Origin of the sequence: Streptococcus cristatus (assembly GCF_019685515.1) — a bacterium.
GTDB lineage: Bacteria > Bacillota > Bacilli > Lactobacillales > Streptococcaceae > Streptococcus.
The window spans coordinates 1,181,565-1,196,077 of the sequence record NZ_JABFFN010000001.1 but is presented as its reverse complement, the minus strand read 5'-3'; the positions used below and the strand labels follow the sequence as shown (position 1 = coordinate 1,196,077).

Genomic DNA, 14,513 nt, shown 5'->3' with positions numbered 1-14,513 from the left:
TATGGCTTATAAAGGTTATTTAATTGATTTAGACGGAACCATTTACAAGGGGAAAGACCGAATTCCCGCGGGTGAGGCTTTTGTGCATGAACTGCAAAAGCGAGAAATTCCTTATCTCTTTGTAACAAACAATACAACTCGCACTCCAGAGAGTGTTCAAGAGATGTTGGCTCAGAATTTTAACATTAATACCCCTCTATCAACTGTCTATACAGCAACCTTGGCAACCATCGACTATATGAACGACTTGGGACTGGAAAAGACGGTCTATGTCATCGGAGAAGCGGGGCTCAAGGATGCCATTCAGGCAGCTGGTTATGTCGAAGATAAGCAAAATCCTGCCTATGTGGTAGTTGGACTAGACTGGCAAGTCGACTATGAAAAATTTGCGACGGCGACTCTAGCTATCCAAAAGGGTGCTTACTTTATCGGAACCAATCCAGACCTCAATATCCCGACGGAACGTGGTCTTTTGCCTGGTGCTGGTTCACTAATTACACTTCTTGAAGTAGCAACACGTGTAAAACCAGTTTATATCGGGAAACCAAATGCTATCATTATGGATAAGGCAGTTGAGCACTTGGGCTTGAAAAGAGAAGAATTGCTCATGGTTGGGGATAACTACCTGACAGATATCCGAGCAGGGATTGACAATGGTATCCCAACGCTCTTGGTGACGACAGGTTTTACCAAGTCAGAAGAAGTGGGGGACCTGCCGATTGCACCAACTCATGTGGTTTCTAGCCTTTCGGAGTGGAATTTTGATGAAAACTAAACTGACCTTTTGGGGAAGCATGCTCTTTCTCCTCTCACTGTCTATCCTCTTAACCATTTATCTGACTTGGATTTTCTATCCCATGGAGATTCAGTGGCTGAACTTAGCGGATCGAGTCTATCTAAAGCCAGAAACCATTCAGTACAACTTTCATATCTTGATGAATTACCTGACCAATCCCTTTAGTCAGGTCTTAGAGATGCCGGATTTTCGTTCGTCAGCTGCAGGTCTACACCATTTTGCGGTGGTGAAGAATCTCTTTCACCTAGTTCAGCTAGTTGCCCTAGTGACGCTACCTAGTTTCTATTTCTTTGTTGGAAAGATTGTGAAAAAAGGCTTTTTGCCCCTATATCGTAAAAGTATCCTGGCTCTAGTACTATTGCCTCTAGTCATTGGGCTTGTGGGAGTGTTGATTGGTTTTGAGCAATTCTTTACTCTTTTCCATCAGATTCTCTTTGTGGGAGACGATACCTGGCTTTTTGATCCAGCAAAGGATCCCGTTATTTGGATTTTGCCAGAGATTTTCTTCCTCCATGCCTTTTTACTTTTCTTTGCTTTGTATGAAGGAATATTCGGTTTCCTTCTCGCTAAAGCTTCAAGGAAATAGTGGAAAAAATTCTGTATTTTTAATAAAAAACGAGAGAAGTTGCTCTACTCCCTATTTATTGTTAGGTTATCCTAAAGATAAACTTGCAAAGCAGGAGATTTTTGCAGAAAACAGTCTATTTTCTATGAAAAAATAGGCTTTTTTTCTAAAAATACCTAGTCAAGCGCTTTATTTTTTTGTATAATAGAAATACTAAGTATAGATAAAAGAAGAGAAAAGCATGATTACACTATTTTTATCACCGAGTTGTACATCATGTCGTAAGGCAAAGGCTTGGTTAGAGACGCATAAAGTGCCCTTTCAAGAGCATAATATTATGACTAGTCCTTTAACAAGAAAAGAATTACAACATATTCTTTTCTTGACCGAAAATGGTACTGATGACATCATTTCAACTCGTTCAAAAATTTTTCAAAAATTGGATATTGATGTAGAGAGTATCTCGGTATCGGAGTTGCTTCAGTTGATAGAGCAATATCCTAGTCTTTTGCGTCGCCCAATTATTACAGATACCAAACGTATGCAAATCGGTTTTAATGAAGATGAGATTCGTGCTTTTCTCCCTCGTAGTTACCGTAAACAAGAACTAAAAGAAGCAACATTGAGAGCTGGTATTGGATAGATGAACAAACAGTATAGTTACCCACTAGATTTGTCGTGGAGCACTGAAGAACTTGCTTCAGTGCTCTCTTTTTTTAATGATGTTGAAGCTGCTTATGAAGATAAGGTAGAAGCAAAAAAACTGCTAGATTCCTACAAGGAATTTAAGTCTGTCGTTCCGAGCAAAAGTGAAGAAAAGCGCCTAGGTCGCGAATTTGAGACGGCTAGCGGTTATTCCTTCTATCATGCGGTTCAATTAGCAAAAGAAAAAAGAGAAGGGAAGATTTCTCTTGGAAACTAAATTTGAATTTGCCAAACAGATTGTGCAGGAAGCTGCTGACTATATTTTGGCTCACATGAAAGAAGATTTGCAGGTTGAGTGCAAGTCTTCACCTACTGACTTAGTGACACGTTTGGACAAGGAGGTCCAGGAACTCTTGGTTGATCGGATCAAGTCCTCCTATCCTGAGGACTTGATTTGCGCGGAAGAGGGCTGTTTGCGTGCTGCGGTCGATCAAGGTTCTGTTTGGGTGATTGATCCCATTGACGGTACCAATAACTTTGTCGCTCAGCAGGAAGATTTTGCCGTGATGTTGGCTTATTTTGAGAATGGTGTGGGCAAATTTGGCATCATCTATGATGTTATGAAAGGTGATTGTTACCATGGTGGTGGTGCCTTTCCTCCTTGTCGCAATAATGAGCCCTTACCGCCTTTTAAAAAGAAGCCCCTCAGAGAATTCCTGGTTGCTGGTAACTCAGGTATGTTTGAAAGCAATGAGTGGGGCCTGGCGGATTTGGGGCGAGCAGCGTTGGGAGTCCGTGTCTACGGCAGTGCGGCCATTAGTTTTGCCAAGGTTTTATCGGGTCGTCTTCTGACTTATATTACCTACTTACAGCCATGGGATTACGCTGCGGCCAGTATCTTAGGGGAAAGTCTGGGTTATCGTCTTCTTACAGTATCAGGTGAGCCCGCTGATTTTAAAACGCGTCAGCCTGTCATGATGGTGCCAATCGAGATGCAAGAAGTGATTCAGTCTTATATCTACGAAAGGAAAGAGAACTAAATGCAATTTCCAGAAGGATTTGTTGAAAAATATGAAGCGATACTAGAAGATGAGGCAAGAGACTTTCTTGCCTCTTTTAAGCGGGAAGCGGTTTCGGCTTTTCGAGTCAATCCCTTAAAAGAAAGTCAATTGTCGTTTGCGGATGCTATTCCCAATACACCTTGGGGGTATTATGGTAAAGTTTCTGGGAAATCTCCAGAGCACGCGACAGGTCTTGTTTACTCGCAAGAGCCTGCAGCCCAAATGGTGGCCCAGGTGGCTCAACCAAGTCCTGGTATGAAGGTCTTGGATTTGGCGGCAGCACCAGGTGGAAAATCCACTCAACTAGCAGCTTATCTGGCTAATCAAGGAGTCCTTGTCTCCAACGAAATTTCGAGCAAGCGTGCTAAAATTTTAGTGGAAAATATGGAGCGATTTGGAGCGACAAACGTTGTTGTGACCAATGAATCTGCTGAGCGCTTGGCCAAGGTTTTTAAAGGTTACTTTGATGTGATTGTCCTTGATGCACCTTGTTCGGGTGAAGGGATGTTTCGTAAGCAGCCAGAGGCCATGGATTATTGGAGTACCGATTATCCTAGCCAATGTGCTAGTCTCCAAAGAGAAATTTTAGAAGATGCAGTGACCATGCTTGCTGAAGGTGGCCGTTTAGTTTATTCGACCTGTACTTGGGCACCAGAGGAAAATGAAGAAATCGTCCACTGGTTACTTGATAATTATGAATTTGAATTGCTTCCAGTCGAGCATGTGAATGGTATGGTAGCAGGAATTGATCTTTCTGAAACGGCTCGGATGTACCCTCACCATTTTAAGGGAGAAGGCCAGTTTGTTGCCCACCTGCACTTTAAGGGACAAAATCCTGCACCTAAATTCAAAGCTAGCAAGAGCAATCTCAGTCGTGAGCAACTGGCTTTGTGGCAAGAATTTGCCCAAAAACACTTGCGAGTCAATCTAACTGGTATCTTGCAGACTTTTGGAGACCAACTCTATCTCTTGCCAGAGATGCTACCTGATCTAGGCAAACTCAAAATTGCCCGAAATGGGCTCCATCTGGGTACTTTTAAGAAGAAACGCTTCGAACCAAGCTTTGCTCTCGGATTAGCCTTGAAACCAAGCCAAGTAAAACAAAGTGTCGAAATCAATGATAACGACTTTGTAAAATATGTGGCTGGTGAGACTGTTCAATTGTCTGAAGCTCGACCAAATGGTTGGTATCAAGTTGTGGTTCAAGGAAACGGACTAGGCTTTGCCAAGGTAACGGGAAATGTTTTGAAAAATTATTATCCAAAAGGGCTCAGATTCAGGTGAAAAAGCTAGTCAAAGAGCCTATTCTATGTTATAGTGGAAGTATGAGTTTTTTCTGATAGTCTTTCATTATTACTTATATTATACGATGGAATTGTCCGCTCCTAAGAATGACTAGATAAAATAAAGCGGTACAATCATTGATGATAATTAGATGATTAGGACAAACGGAAGAAATCAGAACATTTATCATTATGTTCAAGGAGAATAACAGTGAAAAAAAGAAAAAAGCTCGTCATGTCTCTTGTAGCTCTTTTGATGGCAGGTTCTCTAGCAGGATGTGCTAGCTGGATTGATCGTGGAGAATCCATGACAGCTGTTGGTTCAACAGCTCTTCAACCTCTTGTCGAAGCAGCAGCAGATGAATTTGGTTCTAGAAACATCGGAAAAACAGTCAATGTTCAAGGTGGTGGATCGGGTACAGGACTTTCCCAAGTCCAGTCTGGAGCAGTAGACATCGGGAACTCTGACGTCTTTGCAGAGGAAAAAGATGGAATCGATGCTTCAGCTCTAGTAGACCACAAGGTTGCAGTGGCTGGTCTGGCAGTGATTGTAAACAAGGAAGTGGATGTTGAAAATCTCACAACCGAGCAACTTCGCAAAATCTTTACAGGTGAAGTGACCAACTGGAAAGAAGTTGGGGGCAAGGACCTGGCCATTTCAATCATCAACCGAGCAGCAAGTTCTGGTTCACGAGCGACGTTTGATACGGTCGTTATGAATGGCCAAGCGGCAATGCAGAGCCAAGAACAGGATTCTAACGGGATGGTCAAGTCCATTGTATCCCAAACGCCTGGAGCCATTTCTTACCTGGCTTTTGCCTATGTAGATGACTCCGTGAAAAGCATGAAACTGAATGGGTATGAACCTACGTCTGAAAATGTAACGACTAACAATTGGCCTTTGTGGTCTTATGAACATATGTACACACTCGGTCAGCCAAACGAGTTAGCTGCTGAATTCCTGAATTTCGTCCTCTCAGATGAAGCCCAAAATGGAATTGTTAAGGGCATGGGCTATATTTCCATCAATGAAATGAAAGTCCAAAAGGATGCTTCAGGTACCGTTACAGCAGTAGAAGGAGGTCAATAATGAATCAAGAAGAATTATCTAAAAAATTACTTTCTCCTTCAAAGAACTCTCGCCTTGAGAAGTTTGGTAAAGGTTTGACCTTCACTTGCCTTTCTTTGATTGTTATCATTGTGGCGATGATTTTGATTTTTGTAGCCCAAAAAGGCTTGTCGACCTTCTTTGTCAATGGAGTGAACATCTTTGATTTCCTCTTTGGACAAACTTGGAATCCTTCAGGGAAACAATTTGGTGCCCTTCCAATGATTTTGGGTTCCTTTATTGTGACGATTTTATCTGCCCTCATCGCAACTCCCTTTGCTATTGGAGCAGCAGTTTTTATGACAGAAGTATCACCAAAGGGTGCAAAAATCTTGCAACCAGCCATTGAACTTCTCGTCGGTATTCCTTCAGTCGTCTATGGATTTATCGGTTTGCAAGTTGTGGTGCCTTTTGTTCGTAGCATCTTTGGTGGAACTGGTTTCGGGATCTTGTCAGGGATTTTCGTTCTTTTTGTCATGATCCTACCAACTGTAACCTTTATGACAACGGACAGCTTGCGTGCTGTTCCTCGTCATTACCGTGAAGCTAGTTTGGCTATGGGAGCCACTCGTTGGCAAACCATCTGGCGTGTGACCTTGAAAGCAGCACGTTCAGGTATTTTCACTGCAGTGGTCTTTGGGATGGCGCGTGCCTTCGGTGAAGCCCTTGCTATTCAGATGGTTGTCGGAAACTCAGCAGTTATCCCAACTTCGCTAACAACACCAGCTGCGACTTTGACTTCTGTTTTGACTATGGGTATCGGAAATACCGTTATGGGAACGGTTGATAATAACGTTCTCTGGTCACTGGCCTTAGTCTTGCTCTTGATGAGTTTGGCCTTTAACAGTGTGATTAAATTGATTACGAAAGAAAGAGGAAAGAAAAACTATGCACGCTAAGAAATTAGATAAACTTGCAACAGCTGTCCTCTATACCATCGCGGGTATCATCGTGGCCATCTTGGCATCCTTGATTCTCTATATCTTGGTGAGAGGGTTACCTCACATCTCTTGGTCCTTCTTGACTGGGAAATCTTCCTCTTATCAAGCAGGTGGGGGTATCGGGATTCAGCTCTACAATTCCTTCTTCCTTTTGGTTATTACTTTGATCATTTCTGTTCCCCTGTCTATGGGAGCTGGCGTTTTCCTCGCTGAGTATGCCAAAAAAGGACCTGTGACCAATTTTATTCGTACCTGTATTGAGATTTTGTCTTCTCTACCATCAGTCGTTGTGGGTCTCTTTGGTTACTTGATTTTTGTGGTCCAGTTTGAGTATGGATTTTCAATCATTTCAGGTGCCTTGGCCTTGACGGTCTTTAACCTCCCTCAGATGACTCGAAATGTTGAGGACAGTTTAAAACACGTTCACCATACACAACGTGAGGCTGGCTTAGCTCTTGGAATTTCTCGTTGGGAGACTGTAGTTCATGTCGTCATTCCAGAAGCCCTTCCAGGTATCGTAACGGGCGTTGTTTTGGCATCTGGTCGTATCTTTGGTGAGGCCGCCGCTCTTATCTATACGGCAGGACAATCCGCTCCAGCCCTTGACTGGTCTAACTGGAATATCCTCAGTGTTACCAGTCCTATCTCAATCTTCCGTCAAGCAGAAACCTTGGCGGTCCACATCTGGAAGGTCAACAGTGAAGGAACCATTCCTGATGCTACCATTGTATCAGCTGGTTCTGCCGCCGTGCTCCTCATCTTTATCTTGATTTTTAACTTTGGAGCTCGCAAACTCGGAAGCTATTTACACAAGAAATTAACCGCTGCCTAAAGGAGAAGCCATGTCAAAATATAACTGGGATGAAAAGCATATCATCACCTTTTCTGAAGAAAAAGTGGCCCTCTCTACCAAGGATTTACATGTTTACTATGGTAAAAATGAATCCATCAAGGGCATCGATATGCAATTTGAAAAAAATAAAATTACAGCCTTGATTGGTCCTTCTGGATCTGGGAAATCTACCTATCTTCGCAGTCTCAATCGGATGAATGATACCATTGATATTGCCAAGGTCACAGGTCAAATCCTCTACCGAGGGATTGACGTCAACCGTCCAGAAATCAATGTCTATGAGATGCGCAAGCATATCGGAATGGTCTTCCAACGTCCAAATCCATTTGCCAAGTCTATCTATCGCAATATCACTTTTGCTCATGAACGTGCAGGTGTTAAGGACAAGAAAGTACTTGATGAAATTGTAGAAACTTCTCTCCGACAGGCTGCCCTTTGGGATCAGGTCAAAGACGACCTCCACAAATCAGCCCTGATGCTTTCTGGTGGACAACAACAACGTCTCTGTATCGCTCGTGCCATTTCTGTCAAGCCAGATATCCTCTTGATGGATGAACCGGCGTCAGCCTTGGATCCGATTGCGACAGCCCAACTGGAAGAAACCATGTTGGAATTGAAGAAAGACTTTACCATCATCATTGTTACCCACAGTATGCAACAGGCTGCGCGTGCAAGTGACTACACAGGATTTTTCTACCTGGGCGATTTGATTGAGTATGATAAGACATCCAATATTTTCCAAAATGCGAAACTACAGTCTACCAATGACTACGTAACGGGACACTTTGGTTAGAAAGGAAGCAGTATGACAGAACCGATTTTGCAGGTTAAAGACCTGTCCGTTTATTACAATAAAAAGAAGGCTTTGAATAGTGTTTCCCTTTCTTTCCAACCTAAGGAAATAACAGCCTTGATTGGTCCTTCTGGATCAGGAAAGTCCACTCTTCTCAAAGCCATCAACCGCATGGGCGATCTAAATCCTGAGGTGACAACAACTGGAACAGTGATTTATAATGGTCACAATATCTACAGTCCGCGTACCGATACGGTTGAATTGCGTAAGGAAATTGGTATGGTCTTTCAACAGCCCAACCCCTTCCCTATGTCTATCTACGAAAATGTTGTCTACGGCCTACGTATCAATGGAGTCAAGGATAAACATGTTTTGGATGAAGCAGTAGAAAAAGCTTTGCAACGTGCTTCTATCTGGGATGAGGTCAAGGATCGCTTGCATGATTCGGCCATTGGTCTCTCAGGTGGCCAACAACAACGTGTTTGTGTTGCTCGTGTCTTAGCAACCAGTCCCAAGATTATTCTCTTGGATGAACCAACTTCGGCCTTGGATCCTATCTCGGCTGGTAAGATTGAGGAAACCTTGTATGGTCTGAAAGATAAATACACCATGCTTTTGGTAACACGTTCGATGCAACAGGCATCACGTATCTCTGATAAAACAGGATTTTTCCTAGATGGGGATTTGATTGAGTTTAACGATACGAAGAAAATGTTCCTAGACCCACAAAACAAGGAAACAGAAGATTATATTACAGGAAAATTTGGATAAGGAGTTGAATGATGTTACGATCTCAATTTGAAGAAGATTTGGAGAAATTGCACAACCAGTTCTATGCCATGGGACAAGAAGTGCTCTCACAAATCAATCGTACAGTGCGTGCCTTTGTCACACATGACCGTGATTTGGCAAAAGAAGTTATTGAGGAAGATGCAGAAGTAAATGGATATGAAGTGAAACTCGAAAAGAAATCATTTGAAATGATCGCGCTTCAACAACCTGTTTCTCAAGACCTCCGTACTGTATTGACCGTTCTCAAGGCAGTATCAGACCTGGAACGCATGGGAGACCATGCAGTGTCAATCGCAAAAGCAACTATTCGTATGAAGGGGGAACAACGCATTCCCGCAGTTGAAGAAGAGATCAAAAAGATGGGACGCGATGTGAAAAACTTCGTCGAAGCGGCTCTAGATCTCTATCTGAACGGTTCGGTGGATCAAGCCTACGAAGTAGCAGCGATGGACGAAAAAATTAACCATTACTTTGATAGCATTCGTGATTTGGCTACAGAAGAAATTAAGAAACATCCTGAAGCCATCGTTACAGGTCGTGATTACTTCCAGGTCATTTCCTTCTTGGAACGTATCGGAGACTACGCTAAAAATATCTGTGAATGGGTTGTTTACTTTGAAACAGGGAAGATTGTCGAACTATAAGAAACGGTTTAAATATACAGAATAAAAGGCTGATTGTGATAAATCAGTCTTCTTTTTATGAAAAGAATTATTTTACATTCAAAATCTCTAAAAGGGTTGACAACTATTTTTAAAAGAGTTATAATTATTCAGAAATAACAGAAAGGTCGTTTATTTATGAAATTTAAAAAATGGATGTTAGTTGTATGTAGCATGCTTGCCAGCATGGTTTTGGTAGCTTGCCAGTCAGGAACGGATAGCTCCCAGTCTGCTGTGGACGCTATCAAACAAAAAGGAAAGCTAGTCGTTGCGACCAGCCCAGACTATGCACCATTTGAATTCCAATCCTTGGTAGATGGTAAAAACCAAGTGGTTGGGGCAGATATTGATATGGCTCAAGCGATTGCGGATGAGCTTGGGGTTAAACTTGAAATCTCTAGCATGAGTTTTGACAATGTTTTGACCAGCCTTCAAACTGGAAAGGCTGACTTAGCCATTGCGGGAATTAGTGCTACAGATGAGAGAAAGGAAGTCTTTGACTTTTCAATCCCTTACTATGAAAACAAGATGAGTTTCTTAGTTAGAAAAGCCGATTTAGACAAGTACAAGGATCTTTCAAGCCTTGCAAGTGCCAATATCGCAGCTCAAAAGGGAACTGTTCCAGAAACCATGGTGAAGGAACAATTGCCAAATGCCCAATTGACATCCTTGACCAATATGGGGGAAGCAGTCAATGAATTGCAGGCTGGAAAAGTGGATGCTGTTCATATGGATGAACCAGTTGCTCTTAGCTACGCAGGTAAAAACTCAGATCTTGCCGTTGCAACTGTTAATTTGACGATGAAAGATGGCGAAGCCAATGCTGTTGCTATTAAGAAGAATCAATCAGACTTGAAAGCGGTAGTCGATAAGGTGATCCAAAAACTAAAAGATGACGGAACCTATCAAAGCTATCTAGAAAAAGCAGCGAAACTAACAGAAGTTGAACAATAAGAAAAGAGCAGAGTTGGACTTTAATCCAATTCTGCTTTTATGTATTTTAATAACTCTTCTAGATTTTCGAGAGAGACTTTGGCGAACTGATAAGGACAGGCGTCCAAATAAGCCTTCTCAAAAAAGTCTAGTTTGAGTGAGCTGTGTTTGAGACTGGCAATCTTAGGATAGTGTCTCAAATCAAGGAGAAGGCCATCGTGTAGAGGATAGTGGGGCAAGGGGCAGGTGTTTTCTTCAAGCACGTTCTTTATCTGAGCCTGATAGTTCTCTTGAAGGGTCAGTCTGGCCAGTCGATTTTTTTCAAATAACTGACTGTCGATGTAAAGAGAGAGCGCCTTTTGCATGATGAGATTGCTGTCATAGTCCAGGATATTTTTGTAGGAAACAAAAGCCTCTTTTAGGGCATTTGGGAGAATGAGAGCGGTGATACGAAGGGCTGGAAAGAGGCTGGTTGAGAAGGACTTGATATAAATGACCCGATCCTCAGTGTCCAGATAGTGGAAGGTCTGCCCTTTTTTAGGGTCTAAATCTCCTAGATAGTCATCCTCTACGATGTAAACACCATACTGGTTTGCTAGATCCAGAATATCCCTTTTTTCCTGATCAGAATAGGAATGACCTAGGGGATAGTGGAAGCGAGGAATGGTATAGAAAAACTTGATTTTCCCAGATTTGAACTGTTCTTCCAGTTCTTCAAGGTCAATGCCATCAATACGGCGTTCAATGGTCTGGTAGGCTAATCCTTGAGCGACCAAGAGGCGGTTCATTCGGTGATAGGTCGGTTGTTCGACCAAAATCTCCTCTCCTTTGCTAGGGAAGTCAATCTGAGAAAGGATAAAGAGAGCTTGCTGGGTGCCAGAAGTTAGAACCAGTTGATCGGGTTTGCAGTAGAGGGCTTGGTCAAAGAGGAGTTGATGGACAGATTGTCTCAGTTCCTCAAGCCCTTCTTGGTTGTCATAGTAGTTGAAGAGGTAGTTTTCTCGGCCTATCAGGGTTTCATTGACGCAGATTCTGAAGTCGTCATAGGCACTGGCATGTTCATCAGTGACTTCGATTTCCAAGTCCTGATGCTGTCCTTGTTCCAGAACATAGTAACCACTCTGAGGTTTGGCATAGAGGTATTGTTCATGGCGCAATTCCAGTAGGGCTCGTTGGATAGTGTCCTTGCTACAGTGGAAGTCCTGGCTCAGTTGACGGATAGAGGGAAGCCGGCTACCTGTTGGAAATTTTCCTGATTCGATCCCCTTTTTTAGAAAGGAAACGACTGCTTGGTATTTACTTTCTTTCTTCATTCCAGACCTCCCTTGATTTTGTTACATTGTACCTTTTTTTTGCCTCCTTTGCAATGGGAAAAGCATTTCTCCCTTTCACAACTAGGAGCAAATGTGGTATACTTAGAAAGTATGATGATTCATTGAATAAAAGATAAGAAAGAGAATAGATAGAAAAGTGCAGGAACCGGTAAAATTATTTCAATACAATACTTTAGGTGCCCTAATGGCAGGTCTCTATGGTGGAACCATGACAGTGGGAGAGTTGCTGGAACATGGTGACCTCGGCTTGGGGACATTGGATTCGATTGATGGGGAGTTGATTGTCCTTGATGGTAAGGCATATCAAGCCAAGGGATCTGGTCAAACGCCTGAAATCGTCGAGGTGGCAGCGGATGCTCTTATTCCCTATGCAGCAGTGGTCCCTCATCAGGCAGAAGTGATTTTTCGTCAGCGCTTTGAGATGACGGATAAGGAATTGGAAAAGCGAATTGAGTCCTACTATGATGGGGAAAATCTTTTTCGTTCCATCAAGATTCATGGCGAATTTTCACAAATGCATGTGCGGATGATTCCCAAATCCACACCTGATACCAAGTTTGCTGATGTGGCGACTCACCAACCTGAATATAGCCGTGAAAATGTATCGGGAACCATTGTTGGATTTTGGACACCGGAGATTTTCCATGGGGTGAGTGTTGCAGGCTACCATTTACATTTTATCTCAGATGATTTGACCTTTGGCGGGCATGTGATGGACTTTGTTATCAAAGAAGGAATGATCGAGGTTGGAGCAGTCGACCAGTTGGATCAACGTTTTCCAGTCCAAGATCGCCAGTATTTATTTGCCAAATTTAATGTTGACGAGATGAAGAAAGATATTGATAAGTCAGAATAGGAGAAAAAGATGACAGTACATATTATCCTCACCATGATCGCTTTAGTTCTCATTCTAGTAGGTGGGACTTGGTATGCCAAAAAACGGTTTAAAATCTCTCTTGCAGTGATGGGCTTGGGGGCAATCGCATTTTTTGTTTCTTCTCAAGTGTTAGAGAAGATGGTTCACCTTCTGGTACTCCATCCGCAAAAAGATGGAACCATTCCGCTCATGCAGGAGCAGCCTTTCTTATACGTCCTTTATGGGATTGCCATGGCTGCCCTCTTTGAGGAAACAGCTCGTCTTGTTTTTTTTAAATGGTTGGAGAAAAAGAGAAAGTTGGAAGATAGAGATGCTTGGGCTTATGGTTTGGGACATGGGGGCTTGGAGATGCTCTATCTCGGAATGGGAAGTTTGATTAGCCTTTTGATCCTCTTTTCACTCCTACAGTCTTCAAATACTGATGCGGCGAATCTTCTTACGAAAAGTACATTAGAAACAGTTCAGTCTCTATCAGCATGGCAGATCTATCTACTAGGAGTTGAGCGTGTCCTTGCTCTGGTTCTCCAAATTAGCCTTACTGTCTGGGTTTACCAAAGTGTCATCCAAAAGAAATGGATCTATCTCGTTGCTGCCTATGGTTTGCATGCTTTGTTTGACTTAGCTCCAGCCTTATCTCAAGTGGGATGGATTACAAATCCTCTTCTAGTTGAGATCATCCTTCTCGCAGAACTTATAGCTCTTGTCTGGCTGACAAAATCTACATTTTGGAAAAAATCATAAAAAGAGGGGTGACCTCTTTTTTTATGTGAAGATTGGATACAGAAATTTCCAGTCGTCAAAAATCTTTAAAAATGGTATAATGAAATCACTTTACAAAAGGATGAGAGATATGACATTAGTAACTAGAATACAAGAACAATTAGAAGGAATTGATATTCGTTTTAAGGAACCATTGAAGCTCTATACCTACACTAAGGTAGGGGGACGAGCGGATTATCTGGTTTTGCCACGGAATCGCTATGAGATGGCGCGTGTCGTTCAATTTGCCAATCAAGAGAGTATTCCTTGGATGGTGCTAGGGAATGCCAGCAATATCATCGTTCGTGACGGTGGAATTCGTGGATTTGTCATCTTGTGTGACAAGCTTAATAATGTTTCAGTTGATGGTTATACCATTGAAGCGGAAGCTGGGGCCAACTTGATTGAAACGACACGTATTGCCCTCCGTCATAGTTTGACTGGATTCGAGTTTGCTTGTGGCATTCCAGGGAGCGTCGGTGGAGCAGTCTTTATGAATGCGGGTGCCTATGGAGGAGAGATTGCTCATATCTTGCAGTCTTGTCAAGTTTTGACCAAGGAAGGGGAAATCGAGACCTTATCTGCCAAGGAATTGGCTTTTGGTTACCGTCATTCAGCTGTTCAAGATTCTGGAGCTGTTGTTTTGTCAGCTAAATTTGCCCTATCTCCAGGAAATCATCAGGTTATCAAGCAAGAAATGGATCGCTTGACGCACCTACGTGAACTCAAACAACCTCTAGAATACCCATCTTGTGGTTCAGTCTTTAAGCGTCCAGTGGGGCATTTTGCAGGTCAGTTGATTTCAGAGGCTGGCTTGAAGGGCTATCGTATCGGTGGTGTTGAAGTGTCTGAAAAGCACGCAGGATTTATGATTAATGTTGCTGACGGAACGGCCAAAGACTATGAGGACTTGATCCAATCTGTTATTGAAAAAGTCAAGGAACACTCAGGTGTCACCCTTGAGAGAGAAGTCCGAATCTTGGGTGAGAAAGAATAAAATTTAGGCAGAAAAGCTGCTACTATGTCAATGGAAAGGGGGTGAAAGCCTATCGTTAGCGAAGATGCATGTAGGCAGTTCAATCTCCTACACGAGGTAGTAGTGGCCTGACAG

General features: G+C 42.6%; 17 protein-coding genes. 16 read left to right on the top strand and 1 reads right to left on the bottom strand.

The annotated features are described in order from the left end of the window. Position 1 precedes the first annotated feature (1 nt). The 13 genes from FOA33_RS05745 to FOA33_RS05685 all read left to right on the top strand — a co-directional run bounded on the left by FOA33_RS05745 (position 2) and on the right by FOA33_RS05685 (position 10,453). On the top strand, positions 2-775 hold the full coding sequence (locus FOA33_RS05745) for a TIGR01457 family HAD-type hydrolase (protein WP_221160943.1): 774 nt from the start codon (positions 2-4) through the stop codon (positions 773-775). Next, entirely contained in the window at positions 765-1,382 is a 618-nt protein-coding gene (locus tag FOA33_RS05740) for a TIGR01906 family membrane protein (protein WP_221160942.1), read from the top strand. The genes FOA33_RS05745 and FOA33_RS05740 overlap by 11 nt, the downstream gene beginning before the upstream one ends. A 220-nt stretch (positions 1,383-1,602) precedes the next feature. Then, on the top strand, positions 1,603-2,004 hold the full coding sequence (locus FOA33_RS05735; protein WP_221160941.1) for a Spx/MgsR family RNA polymerase-binding regulatory protein: 402 nt from the start codon (positions 1,603-1,605) through the stop codon (positions 2,002-2,004). Further along, complete coding sequence (locus FOA33_RS05730; protein ID WP_001041959.1) at positions 2,005-2,283, top strand: UPF0223 family protein; 279 nt, start codon at positions 2,005-2,007, stop codon at positions 2,281-2,283. It begins immediately after the preceding gene. Continuing rightward, complete coding sequence (locus FOA33_RS05725) at positions 2,273-3,046, top strand: inositol monophosphatase family protein (RefSeq protein WP_007520301.1); 774 nt, start codon at positions 2,273-2,275, stop codon at positions 3,044-3,046. Before FOA33_RS05730 ends, FOA33_RS05725 begins: the two co-directional genes overlap by 11 nt. Further along, the gene (locus FOA33_RS05720) at positions 3,047-4,351 is read left to right on the top strand and encodes an RsmF rRNA methyltransferase first C-terminal domain-containing protein (protein ID WP_221160940.1); all 1,305 of its coding nucleotides are present in this window, start codon (positions 3,047-3,049) and stop codon (positions 4,349-4,351) included. A gap of 210 nt (positions 4,352-4,561) precedes the next feature. Beyond that, positions 4,562-5,440 (top strand): phosphate ABC transporter substrate-binding protein PstS, encoded by an 879-nt coding sequence (locus FOA33_RS05715; protein WP_221160939.1) that lies wholly within the window; start codon positions 4,562-4,564, stop codon positions 5,438-5,440. Then, positions 5,440-6,357 (top strand): phosphate ABC transporter permease subunit PstC, encoded by a 918-nt coding sequence (gene pstC, locus FOA33_RS05710; RefSeq protein WP_001070950.1) that lies wholly within the window; start codon positions 5,440-5,442, stop codon positions 6,355-6,357. Before FOA33_RS05715 ends, pstC begins: the two co-directional genes overlap by 1 nt. Next, positions 6,347-7,231 carry a phosphate ABC transporter permease PstA gene (gene pstA, locus FOA33_RS05705; protein ID WP_000543050.1) on the top strand — a complete coding sequence of 295 codons (885 nt, stop codon included), beginning with the start codon at positions 6,347-6,349 and terminating at the stop codon, positions 7,229-7,231. The genes pstC and pstA overlap by 11 nt, the downstream gene beginning before the upstream one ends. A 10-nt stretch (positions 7,232-7,241) precedes the next feature. Next, positions 7,242-8,045, top strand: a complete 804-nt coding sequence (pstB, locus tag FOA33_RS05700) for a phosphate ABC transporter ATP-binding protein PstB (RefSeq protein ID WP_221160938.1) — start codon at positions 7,242-7,244, stop codon at positions 8,043-8,045. 12 nt (positions 8,046-8,057) lie between these two features. After that, entirely contained in the window at positions 8,058-8,816 is a 759-nt protein-coding gene (gene pstB, locus FOA33_RS05695; RefSeq protein WP_000138669.1) for a phosphate ABC transporter ATP-binding protein PstB, read from the top strand. 11 nt (positions 8,817-8,827) lie between these two features. After that, a complete protein-coding gene (gene phoU, locus FOA33_RS05690; protein WP_000946475.1) occupies positions 8,828-9,481 on the top strand; it encodes a phosphate signaling complex protein PhoU in 654 nt (217 codons plus the stop codon). 156 nt (positions 9,482-9,637) lie between these two features. Further along, on the top strand, positions 9,638-10,453 hold the full coding sequence (locus FOA33_RS05685; RefSeq protein ID WP_033585614.1) for an ABC transporter substrate-binding protein: 816 nt from the start codon (positions 9,638-9,640) through the stop codon (positions 10,451-10,453). Between the two features lie 20 nt (positions 10,454-10,473). On the opposite strand, the gene FOA33_RS05680 is transcribed toward FOA33_RS05685, so the two are convergent. Then, the gene (locus tag FOA33_RS05680) at positions 10,474-11,745 is read right to left on the bottom strand and encodes an aminotransferase-like domain-containing protein (RefSeq protein WP_221160937.1); all 1,272 of its coding nucleotides are present in this window, start codon (positions 11,743-11,745) and stop codon (positions 10,474-10,476) included. Between the two features lie 145 nt (positions 11,746-11,890). On the opposite strand from FOA33_RS05680, the gene budA reads away from it, so the two are divergent. The 3 genes from budA to murB all read left to right on the top strand — a co-directional run bounded on the left by budA (position 11,891) and on the right by murB (position 14,399). Then, positions 11,891-12,622, top strand: coding sequence for an acetolactate decarboxylase (budA, locus tag FOA33_RS05675; protein ID WP_000375405.1), 732 nt, complete (start codon positions 11,891-11,893; stop codon positions 12,620-12,622). A gap of 9 nt (positions 12,623-12,631) precedes the next feature. Beyond that, positions 12,632-13,384 carry a YhfC family intramembrane metalloprotease gene (locus tag FOA33_RS05670; protein ID WP_221160936.1) on the top strand — a complete coding sequence of 251 codons (753 nt, stop codon included), beginning with the start codon at positions 12,632-12,634 and terminating at the stop codon, positions 13,382-13,384. 109 nt (positions 13,385-13,493) lie between these two features. Beyond that, the gene (gene murB / locus FOA33_RS05665; protein WP_221160935.1) at positions 13,494-14,399 is read left to right on the top strand and encodes a UDP-N-acetylmuramate dehydrogenase; all 906 of its coding nucleotides are present in this window, start codon (positions 13,494-13,496) and stop codon (positions 14,397-14,399) included. The last annotated feature ends 114 nt before the right edge of the window (positions 14,400-14,513 follow it).